10 protein-coding genes are annotated in these 9,374 nt (G+C 58.1%); 6 read left to right on the forward strand and 4 right to left on the reverse strand.

The window, feature by feature from the left end:
* The 3 genes from KBZ15_RS12230 to KBZ15_RS12240 all read left to right on the forward strand — a co-directional run.
* Positions 1-1,621: tetratricopeptide repeat protein (locus tag KBZ15_RS12230; RefSeq protein WP_255015478.1), on the forward strand; the 1,621-nt coding region annotated here is incomplete at its 5' end.
* 223 nt (positions 1,622-1,844) lie between these two features.
* Entirely contained in the window at positions 1,845-3,593 is a 1,749-nt protein-coding gene (locus KBZ15_RS12235; protein ID WP_255015479.1) for a hypothetical protein, read from the forward strand.
* Positions 3,593-5,335 (forward strand): hypothetical protein, encoded by a 1,743-nt coding sequence (locus KBZ15_RS12240; protein WP_255015480.1) that lies wholly within the window; start codon positions 3,593-3,595, stop codon positions 5,333-5,335. The genes KBZ15_RS12235 and KBZ15_RS12240 overlap by 1 nt, the downstream gene beginning before the upstream one ends.
* A gap of 286 nt (positions 5,336-5,621) precedes the next feature.
* Here the strand turns inward: KBZ15_RS12240 and KBZ15_RS12245 are convergent, their stop codons facing one another.
* The gene (locus KBZ15_RS12245; protein WP_255015481.1) at positions 5,622-5,882 is read right to left on the reverse strand and encodes a DUF2442 domain-containing protein; all 261 of its coding nucleotides are present in this window, start codon (positions 5,880-5,882) and stop codon (positions 5,622-5,624) included.
* Positions 5,875-6,108 carry a DUF4160 domain-containing protein gene (locus KBZ15_RS12250; RefSeq protein WP_255015482.1) on the reverse strand — a complete coding sequence of 78 codons (234 nt, stop codon included), beginning with the start codon at positions 6,106-6,108 and terminating at the stop codon, positions 5,875-5,877. Before KBZ15_RS12250 ends, KBZ15_RS12245 begins: the two co-directional genes overlap by 8 nt.
* A 197-nt stretch (positions 6,109-6,305) precedes the next feature.
* Between KBZ15_RS12250 and KBZ15_RS12255 the strand changes: the two genes are divergently transcribed.
* The 3 genes from KBZ15_RS12255 (at position 6,306) to KBZ15_RS12265 (ending at position 7,965) form a co-directional block, all read left to right on the forward strand.
* Complete coding sequence (locus tag KBZ15_RS12255; protein ID WP_255015483.1) at positions 6,306-6,758, forward strand: hypothetical protein; 453 nt, start codon at positions 6,306-6,308, stop codon at positions 6,756-6,758.
* 182 nt (positions 6,759-6,940) lie between these two features.
* Complete coding sequence (locus KBZ15_RS12260; protein ID WP_255015484.1) at positions 6,941-7,465, forward strand: hypothetical protein; 525 nt, start codon at positions 6,941-6,943, stop codon at positions 7,463-7,465.
* 146 nt (positions 7,466-7,611) lie between these two features.
* Entirely contained in the window at positions 7,612-7,965 is a 354-nt protein-coding gene (locus tag KBZ15_RS12265; protein ID WP_255015485.1) for a hypothetical protein, read from the forward strand.
* 124 nt (positions 7,966-8,089) lie between these two features.
* On the opposite strand, the gene KBZ15_RS12270 is transcribed toward KBZ15_RS12265, so the two are convergent.
* Positions 8,090-8,860, reverse strand: coding sequence for a GIY-YIG nuclease family protein (locus KBZ15_RS12270; protein WP_255015486.1), 771 nt, complete (start codon positions 8,858-8,860; stop codon positions 8,090-8,092).
* 32 nt (positions 8,861-8,892) lie between these two features.
* A partial coding sequence (locus tag KBZ15_RS12275) for a tyrosine-type recombinase/integrase (protein ID WP_255015487.1) occupies positions 8,893-9,374 on the reverse strand: 482 nt, incomplete at its 5' end.

The following is a 9,374-nucleotide window of genomic DNA, read 5'->3' on the forward strand; positions in this document are numbered from 1 at the left end:
CAATATAGGACAGCTGTATATGCTATCCGGAGACTATGAGCAGGCAGCAAAATACTGGGCTCTCGCCGCTAAGTCATCAGCAGAGATCGCCGGCGAAAGCCATCCTGCCACGCTTACTTATACAAGCAATCTTGGGCTTCTTTATCTGAGCATGGCAAAGTATGAAGAAGCCGAAGCCCATCTAAGGCGCTGCCTAGAGCTGAGATGTACTACCCTAGGGCACGGCCACCCCGAAACAAATACATCACTCGTTAACTTGGCTGGCCTTTTTAGCACAAGAGGAGAGTATTCTGCAGCAGAGGCAATGCTTGGATTCGCACTGGAAGCCGATGAAAAGCTGTTCGGCTTCGATCATCCTTCCACAATTATTACTGCAAGGAACTTGGCGGGAATACTTAGTGATAAAGGTGACTATAATCAGGCGCGTCTGCTATACGAACGCTGCCTTGAAGCCAGTGAGCGTTTGTTGGGGCCGGAGCATCCCGACACCCTCACCACTGTCGCCAATCTAGGCCGACTGTTTCGGGATACGGGTGACTACGAGCAGGCGGAGGTGTTTTTCAAGCGGGATCTAGAAGCCAGTGAGCGGTTGCTGGGGCCAGAGCACCCCTCCATACTGAGTACTTTCAATAATTTGGGCCTGCTTTATTCCAGTAAAGGCGACTTTGAGCAGGCGGAGGCTTATCACAAGCGGGCCTTAGAAGCCAGTGAGCGGCTGCTTGGGTCGGAGCACCCCGAGACCCTCAGCACCGTCGGCAATTTGGGCCAGCTCTATCTACATAAAGGCGACTATAAGCAAGCAGAAGTTTTCTACATGCGCTGCCTTAAGTCTAGTCAACAGCTGCTGGGGCGGGAGCACCCTGAGACCCTCATCACCATCGGTGATCTAGGTCTGCTGTATTCCCAAAAGGGCGATTATGGGCAGGCTGAGGAATATCTTGATCGGGCACTAGAGGCTAAAGAACGGCTGCTGGGGCCGGAGCACCCCGACACCCTCACCACCGTCGGCAATCTGGGTCTGCTGTACAGCGAAAAGGGCGACTACGAGCAGGCGGAGGCCTATTACACCCGCTGCCTAGAGGCCAGTGAGCGACTGCTGGGTCCCGAGCACCCCTCCACCCTCACCACCGTCCACAATCTGGGGATGCTGTACAGCAAAAAGGGCGACTACGAGCAGGCGGAGACCTATTACACCCGCTGCCTGGAGGCCCGTGAGCGGCGGCTGGGGCCGGAGCACCCCGACACCCTCACCACCGTCTACAACCTGGCTGATGTCCTGTCGCAGCAGGGCCGCCGCGCAGATGCCATCCCCCTACGCCGCCGCGAACTCGCCTGGACCCGCCAGCAGAACGGCGATACCGATCCAGTCACCTTGATGTCGATCAACGAACTGGCGATCGACCTGCGTGAAACCGGGTCACTGGAGGAAGCAGAAGCCCTGTTCCGCAAGCTATTAGAAGCCCGCCAGCAGGTGCTGGAGCCAGGCGATTTCGGCATCGGCCGAGCCCTGGGCGGCCTAGCTAGAACCCTGGAAGAGGCCGGCAAGCTGGAGGAAGCAGTTACCTATGCCCAGCAGGCCCTTGATCACCGCCAGACCCACGAAGGCCCCGATGCCTGGTAGACCAACCTAGAGCGATCCTATCTAGCCCGGGTTCTGCAGAAGCTAGGGCGGATCTCAGAAGCCAAGGCTCTGCTCCAAGAGCTGATGGCGAGCATGGGTCGCAACAACAACCCAGACGACCACGATCGCCAGCTGATCAGCGATGCCGCCGCGCTGCGCCGGGCACTGGAGGCTGGCGAACGCCAGTGATCTCCCTACCCTGCACTGCAGAGGAAGCCGCTGCATGAATTCGGCTCAGCCGCTGTTGCTGGCCCAGGGATTGCTGCAAGACCCTGGCGCCGCAGCCCTGGTGATCGGTGTCACCGGACACCGCGATCCCAGGCCCGAAACGGTGCCGGTGGTGCGGGAGAACACCCGCCGGCAGCTGCGCCAGTTGATGGTGGCCCTGCCCCACACGCCGCTGGTGATGCTCAACGGCATGGCCGCCGGCATCGACACCGAAATCGCCGAGGAATTCCTCGCGGTGGTGGAGCAGCAGCGCAGCAACGCCCGTCCGGCTCAGCCGCTGCCCAGGCACCAGCTGGTGGCCACCCTCCCGAAAACTCCTAAAGACTTCCGTCGCGACTTCGACGGCGACGCCCCCGCCCTGCAGCGCTTTGAGGCGTTGCTGCCGCGCGCCGATGCGATCCTCCATCCCGGCAACTGCCAGGAACTGCGCATCCCGCCCCTGCCGCCGGGGCACACCCCCAGCAGCACCGATCCCACCCCCTATGCCCAGCAGGGGGTGTTTGTGGCCCGCCACTGCTACTTGCTCCTCGCCTACTACGACGGCGTCGACACCCAGCTGATGGGCGGCACCGCCCAGGTGGTGTCCATCCAGCGCGAGGAGATCTATCCGTTGTTTGTGAACGTGGCCGAGGTGGCCGCCAGTCGCGAGCCCGCAGCCCTGATCTGTCATGGCACCCCCCGCATCAAGCACCCCACCCCAAAGCAGCAGCTCGGCGAGATCCGCTACTGGCCGATCAAAGGACATTCGGACGAGCTGATCACCGCTGACCCCACGATTCCGGAGGCCCTCCTGCAGCTGCCCAGGCAGCTCGAGGCGATCAACCGCCAGGTGGCCGCTCCTGATCTCAAAGCGGCAGAGGAGCCAGAAGGCCTGCATACCCGCCTGCACGCCGCGTTAAGCGAAACCGCTGGTGCCCTCAAGCAACAACACATTCGCCTGATCGAGCTGGTGGTGGTGCTGGGTTTTGCCCTGATTGTGATCGCCGAACTGCTGGAGGGGACGTTCTGGTTCGGGGGGTTCCTGTTGGTGGTGCTGGCTTCGCTGGCCTGGTTGCCGCGCCTGCAGCAGACTTCCAAGGAGCGCTTCATTGAAAAGCGCTCCTTGGTTGAATGCCTTTCTGTGCAATACCTCTGGTCGGCAGTGGGCGTTGAGCTCGACACCGCCGATCTCTTCCACGTGCGCAATCACAACCAGCTGCGAATCGCCCGGATGATGCTCAGGGCCGTGAAGGTGCAACTGCTGGCGCTCTACAGCCAGGAACAGCGGCCGATGCAGGACGCCATGTCCCAGGCCCGCCGCTGGCTTGAGGGGCAGGTGAAGTTTCTGGAGGGCCGCATCAGAAACTTTCGTCTCTACAACCGCCGCTGCCGGCACGCCGCCTGGGTGCTGGGTGCTGGCGCTGCAGCCTTCGGCTTTGCGCCGCTGCGACCGGGAGCTGCGAACAATCTCGACATCGTCGCCATTGCGCTGCTGGCGGCAAGTGCTTCGGTATATGCCTACGGGGAACTGATCGGCTACGAAGAAACAGCCAATCACTACGAACGCAGCCTGGAGCAGTTCCGGCGCGGTATAGCTGCTCTGGAACTGCTCAAAGCCGGCGAGGTGGGGTCGCTCGGCGCTGATCCGGCTGATCCCTGGCTGCGCCACCGGATCGTGATGGAAGCGATGGGCCGTGAAAAGCTTGACGAACTCAACGATTGGATCGCTGATCAGATCCAGCGCATCCACAGGCCCGGAGGCTGATGGCGATCGACGACCTGCTGGGCACCGGACTGGTGCAGGATCCCGGCGCCGTGCCCCTGGTGGTGGCTGTAGCCGGTCACCGCGATCCCAGACCCCAGGACCTGCCGATGTTGCGGCAGCGCTTCTGCGAGCTGATCCGCGAACTGTTCGACACGCTGCCCCACACGCCGCTGCTGCTGCTCAATGGCCTGGCTGAGGGGATGGACACCGAGGCAGCTGAGCTGTTTCTCGAGCTGATCGCTGAGCACCGCCAGCTGCATCGCCACAGCCCCCACCATCAGCTGGTGGCGGCCCTACCCAAGCCGCGTCAGCTCTATCTCGAGGAAGACTTTCCCGCTGGCTCCACGGAGCTAACACGTCTGGAAAGCATCCTTGCGCGTTGTGATGCCGTGCTTGATGGCGAGAATTGTCCTGAGCTGGCTCTGCCCCACCCCATCGATGGCCAGGCCCGCGATCCCTGGGATCCGCGTTGTTATGGCCGTCAGGGAATCTTTCTGGTGCGGCACGGCTACCTGCTGGTGGCGTTCTCCAATGGGCTCGATTCCGGCAAGGTGGGCGGCACCAGCCAGACCGTGGCCATGCAGCGCGGCGAGGTGTACCCGCTGTTTCTGCAGGTGGATGAGGTGATCGCTGCCCGTGAGCCTGGCGTAGTGGTGGAGATCACGACCCCCAGGCGTTCAGACAAAGAGCCAACCTGCCCCGTGGGGTATGTGCGCTACTGGGCCGAGAACCTTGATGGCAGCAGGATAGATTGTCGGGCATTGGCAGAGCTGGAGCAGCGCCAACTGGCGCCTTTGGTGAAACCTCACGGCTGCATCCCCGCCCGCATCGAAGCGATCAACCGTGAACTGGGCGCCTTCCCACCCGCACCCGTTTATGACACGGGCATGCAAGCCAGCCTGTGGCGCTATGCCGATGCCATCGCCAACGGCAGCAAGGCGAGCTACATGCGGCTCTGCCGGGTGGTGATGCTGGCCAGCGTGCTGATCGGCCTGGGCACCTCCCAGCAGGAATGGCAGGCGATCGGGCTGCTGGTGGTGCTGGCTGCTGTGTTGGTGTTCCCCAAGCTGCAGCAGGGGCCCAAGTTGGGCTTCATCCAGTGGCGCTGCCTGGCGGAAAGCCTGCTGGTGACCGACTTCTGGGGCGCCGTGGGCGTGCAAGGCGACACCGCTGACCTGTTCCACAGCCACACCAGCCAGAACTTCGCCTGGATCCGCACAGTGCTCAGGGGAAGAAGGCTGCAGCTGCTGGCCCTCCAGTCATCTCCTGACAACAGGGCTCCGCTGCCGGAGGTGATGGAACACTGCCGCCGTTGGATCAATGGCCAGGAACAGTGGCTGGGCAAAGCCATCACCCGCCAGCAGCGCTGGGACCAGCGCTATGTGCTGCTTGGAGCCCTGAGTTTCCTGCTAGCACTGGTGCTCGCCGTGGCCTACTGGCTGGTGGGTGCGGATGTAATCCCCCAGCTCTTGCCGGAAGCCCTGATCGGCATCGCCGTGGCGAGTTTCGGGTATCGGGAGTTGATGGGCTACAGCGACACCAATGCCCGCTATGGCCGCAGCCGCGCCCAGTTCGCCCGCGCCCGGGAAGCCCTAGCCCTGGCACGGCCTGATCCCAACAACCCCGGCATGTTGGCGGTGCGGCAGCGGCTGGTGCTGGAGGCCGTGGGCCGCGAAAAGATCGATGAACTCAATGACTGGGTGGGCGATCAGCTGCAGCGTGTTTATACGCCGGCGGGGTGAATTTTCTGCAATAAGATAACGCATCAGCTGTGGCTGATGCCTGTTGATGCCTGTTCAGCTTCAAACTGTCTGCATGGGTTGCTCAAGGTTAGCGTTCTGATTCCAGGCTATCTAGCGAAGCTTCTCGACTATGCTGAATTAGCCGCTCGTCGCTGATTCAGCCTTGTTGAGTGGAATGGGCAAATTTGGAATAAAGTTGTCAGTTCCAACGCCAGCGATCACCTACCCGCAGGTATACCCAACAGAGAAGATATCCTTGCGGTGGCGGCTCAGGTGAATGGCGGTGTTAGCTGACCAGTGCCCTCAGCTGGGGCGCTGGCGCACCACGAAGCAGGCCTTCCACACTTAAATCCTCATCAACATCTGGCCAGTGGATTCCATAGCCTGCCCCAGCAATCACCCAGTTTTCACGCTCCTGGTTAGTTGCATGCAGAAGCCTTGGGAACCAAGCCAACGGGACCGAGATCGATCGACCGTCGGCCAGGTCGACGATCAGCCTGTCCTCTGTTAGGGCAACGTCAGTGACCTGCTCACCAGGGTTAGCCATGAAACTCCTCCCATGCCTTCAGCAGGATAGCTCTGTTCATGCTGATCAGTCGTTCAATTTCACGCAGCTCTCCGGCGCGAAAACCAAGGCTTGAGACTAGCGCAACAGGAATAAGCCAGACTTTGCATGACGCCTTATCTCTATCAACATGAACATGTGGAGGCTCATTTGGTTCGTGACTGTAGAAGTAGACCCTGTAAGGTCCGCTCCTGAGAATTGTCGGCATCCGAAGCCACCACCATCACACCCACGATACCGACCACGGCTTTCCTGTGCAGCTAACGCCAGCGATCACCTGCCCGCAGGAGCCGATGCCAAGGCTATTCACTGCGTGCATACTCCTGAGGTGCGGGACAGGTGTATCGCTTCGTAAGCTTGCCCCACCTCAACCAGTGTGCTATGAGACAGAAAGCCAATTAACACATGATGAACTACTCAGGGCTTTGGGAAAAGCGTGAAGGACGCACAATCTGTAGAGCATTTGCTGCTTGGGAGAAACTTTCGGAGACGGAAGTTGCAGGTGTTGTCGCCGGCTACGCAGGAGGCGGGACATTTATTCAGGAGAATTTCTATTGTGAGTTTTCTGGTGCCACACCAGTCAAATTGATCATCGACTTCACGGACCACATTTCTGGAGAAGAATGTTCTTTCGATGATTTAGACAATAACGCATCGGAGCTTGCAGACCAAGCTTTGGATGTCCTAATGGAACTCCATGATCAGGACTCGTGGGAAGACGCCGAGCAGTTGCTGCTGTTAGCAGATAATGCCGAAGAAATGGAAAAAGTTGAGATGGACCTTCTAAAAGGCGGTGTGAAATATCCTGACTATCTCGAAAGCTTATTTGAATACGCCGGTCTCACCGCAAAGCCATGAACAACGTTTAGCTAGCTGCATTCCTACAGGTCATCCAAAGGTCATAGCTAACGCCAGCGATCACCTGCCCGCAGGAGCAGCTACCCAGGCTATTCACTGGGTGCATACTCCTTGGGCGCGGGGCAGGTGGATTGCGTCGTTAGGCTCGCCGATGTAGAATTTTCAAGTTCGCAGTTGTTTTAATGGATCTTTACTTTTATACATTTGCCAAAGTGCCTATCGCGATTGAAGACGGTGAATGGATCAGTGCGTCGAGCCTGCCTGTCGAAGAGCGTATATTTGCATTCACAAAAGTAGTTGACGGTCCGGATAATATTCGAATCTTCGAGAATGGAAATGGCTCTGAATCTCTTGTATTTGAGGGTGGCCTTGACGACTTAGATAGTGGACTCGGTGAAAAGTTGTTCCCTCTAATCAAAGCTGCTATTGGCGATCTTCCCGAAGGAGGCGAGGCAGGTTTGTGCCAAATAATCAGTATTCAAGATGATGCTGATTACGATCTTGATGAACAATGGGAGTACAGCCTTGGGCAAGATGAGATTGCTTGTCCAGCTGGGGGATCAGGCCAACTAATTGTTAGTGTCACTCCCTACTACTCAGCTGAAGTGGCCTCACCGTCTGACGTAGCGGCTCGTCCGCCTAAGCTGACTAATGCTGATGAATCAATCTGCGAGGGGCACATGCTAGTTGCTATTTTTATAGGCTAGTCAGAGTAATGACGCAGCCCCCTTGAGTAATCAGCTTGACTGCTATTAATGGGTGACTATCATGTCTGAAAAACAAATTGGTCGGTACCTTCGCTACAAGCTCGCCTTTGAACGTCTGGATGAAGCATTGGAGGAGGGTTGGCTGCTTGAAGCAATCTCTGGAAGAAAGCATCATCACAGATCGAATGATATCGGTACTCGACGCTAAGGGAGAAACCATATCCAAAAAACAGAGTCTTAGCAGACTGATTAGTCATGCCAAGAAGTTGATGATCGGAAGCGGTGCAACAGTTGATGGAGATTTCTTCCATGAACTTGAACAATGGAGGGCCGCACGTAATGAGTGCGTTCACGCCTTCTGCAAGTTGGACGACCACGCTTATGCGGAAAACTCTGCGGAGATCTTCAGCGAGCAGATGATGGATACAGCCAAGAAAGGAAGAGAGCTCGTTGACATAGTGAAACACCTCTCACGTAAGGCCAAAGCAGGCCGCCTCTAAGCCCAAACGACTTACAGCCGAAGCCGCTCACCTCGTCTGCCTAACGCTGCCCCTGAGTGGCAGGCAAGAAGCCTGTGGTGGCGGAGCACAGATTTGATGGTGGCATGTCCACTCGAGGGGCTTGTTAGGCGTCACTTTCGGAGCCCTGCTCAAACTGCTGAGCTTCCATCTTCCTCCGACGCTCGTCGAGAAGTTCTCCATCAAACATCCAGTATTCAGACCCGCTTGCCGCTGGCGTCTGGTAGCCCAGCGAGTGAAGGACCTTCAATGCTCCCGCGGACGGACTCAGGGCCTCATCTTGATAGATGATCTTTCCACCCTCAGAGACAACGGCAGTAATGTTCTCGTCGCGTGAGAAGGTCAGTGTGTCACCAGGCTTTATTCCCAATGCCTCCAGCTTGATTCTGGGGCGACGCGATTTGATCTTATCCAAGGCGACTTGTTCGTCCTTGTCGACCTCAGGGAGACCAGGCTTGACTTCCCTAAAAGTGCCGATGCTGATGGCAAGGATCACCCGCTCGGGCTCTACCTTGAAGAACTCTCGCTTTGGATTAATTCGGTTTTCCGAAAATAGTTGATGTAGGATCTTCTCCAGCTTTACGCAGTCATCGACCTCAGCCGCGAAGTAGCACTCAAAGGGTAGAGGGACACCTGTAGACGAGTTGAGGCTCGAGATCCGAGTGGATAGATCTTCGGTTCTCCCTACCTTGACAAGGCCAGGCATCGCTTCATTAGTCAGAATATAAACAATCTCGGCCATGGTAGGGGGGATGAGCGTGTGAAGCCTAACGCCAATTAGAAAGACTTCGTAAGGCACCTGAAACCTCTTCTGGGTCCGGATAGCGCCGCTCTTGCCATCCGCCCACTCAGTCAGCGGAGGGCTTTTCACCTGCATCCCGGATGTTCTGCGGACCCGCAGAACATGGCTTAGAGGAGATCCGCGGGGCTGGTCACGCCAGCTGGGCCGCGGTTGAGCACATGCGTATAGATCATCGTGGTCTTCACGTCGCTGTGGCCAAGCAGCTCCTGGATTGTCCGGATGTCAGAGCCCCGCTCCAGCAGGTGCGTGGCAAAGCAATGGCGAAAGGTATGGCAACTAGCTGGCTTGCTGATCCCTGCGGCGCGTACCGCGGCATGCATCGATCGCTGGATCTCCGATGGATCCAGATGGTGACGCCCCTGTTCATCGGTGTCGCGATTCCGAGCGGCGCGTGACCTGCGGAAACACCCACTGCCAGATCCACTCACGTGAAGCTGAGGTGTACTTCCGCTCCAAAGCGCCCGGTAGGGGCACCTGCCTGCCACCAGCCGGCGGCCAGATCCAGCCGATGCATGCAGACGCCGCACTTCCTGGAGATGAATCTGGAGCGGCTGCATGAGGTTCTGGGGGAACACCGTGACCCGGTCTT

Origin of the sequence: Cyanobium sp. BA20m-p-22 (genome assembly GCF_024346275.1) — a bacterium.
Classification (GTDB): Bacteria; Cyanobacteriota; Cyanobacteriia; order PCC-6307; family Cyanobiaceae; genus Cyanobium_A.